Origin of the sequence: Streptomyces sp. NPDC046805 (assembly GCF_040645355.1) — a bacterium.
Classification (GTDB): Bacteria; Actinomycetota; Actinomycetes; order Streptomycetales; family Streptomycetaceae; genus Streptomyces.
In genome coordinates this window covers 1-1,088 of record NZ_JBEYYC010000095.1, presented here as the reverse complement: position 1 = coordinate 1,088, position 1,088 = coordinate 1, and the positions used below count along the sequence as shown (strand labels likewise).

At 39.3% G+C, this 1,088-nt stretch carries 1 protein-coding gene and 1 pseudogene; one reads left to right on the top strand and one right to left on the bottom strand.

Annotation, left to right across the window (positions count from 1 at the left end; translation table 11 throughout):
- Positions 1-233 precede the first annotated feature (233 nt).
- The gene (locus ABZ910_RS36330) at positions 234-914 is read right to left on the bottom strand and encodes an IS6-like element ISS1N family transposase (RefSeq protein WP_081196305.1); all 681 of its coding nucleotides are present in this window, start codon (positions 912-914) and stop codon (positions 234-236) included.
- A gap of 52 nt (positions 915-966) precedes the next feature.
- On the opposite strand from ABZ910_RS36330, the pseudogene ABZ910_RS36325 reads away from it, so the two are divergent.
- Positions 967-1,088, top strand: a pseudogene (locus ABZ910_RS36325) (transposase); the annotation flags it as partial.

The following is a 1,088-nucleotide window of genomic DNA, read 5'->3' as shown; positions in this document are numbered from 1 at the left end:
GCGTTTAGGGCAGCAGCGTATCGACAAAAAGAAAAGGGCGCTACGATATTTGGAGTTGAGGTTCAAAGTCAAATGGTACTGATGACCGGTAAAATTTAATATTTTGAACCTTGCTTAGGCAGCTGACTTCACATTGTTGAGATCAGCTGCCTTTTGCTTATAGTTCATTGAGTAGAAACGGTTCTGTTGCGAAGTTTGAAAATCAAACGCGCCCGCTCTGAACTCCAAATATCTTAGGCTGGTATTCCCATTAATACCTTGATTTCAGTAGACACCGAAAAGCCGAAGAGCGTTCCATTTCTTCGGTTCTTTTTATATATTCCTCGAAGGGTCTCCATGCCCTTAATCGTGGAAGAGGCTGTACGGAGACTTTGATAAAATTTATTCCGTCGTTTAATAGGTCGATGGTCTTGTTCTATTAAATTGTTAAGATACTTCACAGTTCGGTGCTCTGTCTTAGGATATAAACCCACACTCTGTAACTTTCTAAAGGCGGAGCCAAGAGAAGGTGCTTTATCGGTCACAATTGCTTTCGGCTCACCAAACTGTTTATGGAGTCGTTTTAAGAAAGCATAGGCTGCTTGCGTATCCCGTTTCTTTCGTAACCAGATATCTAAGGTTAAGCCGTCCGCATCAATTGCACGATAAAGATAATGCCAACGTCCCTTAATTTTGATATAGGTTTCGTCCATTTTCCATGAATAGAAGGATTGTCTATTTTTCTTCTTCCAAAGATAATAGAGGACTTTGCTGTACTCTTGCACCCAACGATAAATCGTAGTATGACAAACATTTATTCCACGATCATATAACAATTCCTGAACTTCACGATAGCTTAGATTGTAACGCAGGTAGTAACCAACAGCGACAATAATGACGTCTTTTTTGAATTGTTTGCCTTTAAAATGATTCATTACTCCGTCCTCTCTGTCTTTTTTCTCAATTTTACACTAAAATAGATTTTTTGGAAAACTTTGCAACAGAACCCTTGAGGGTATTAACGGCATCATCAAGAAGATTAAGAACACTGCGTACGGCTATACGAATTGGAACAATTTCATCAATCGTATATTCCTGGAACGGGTTTG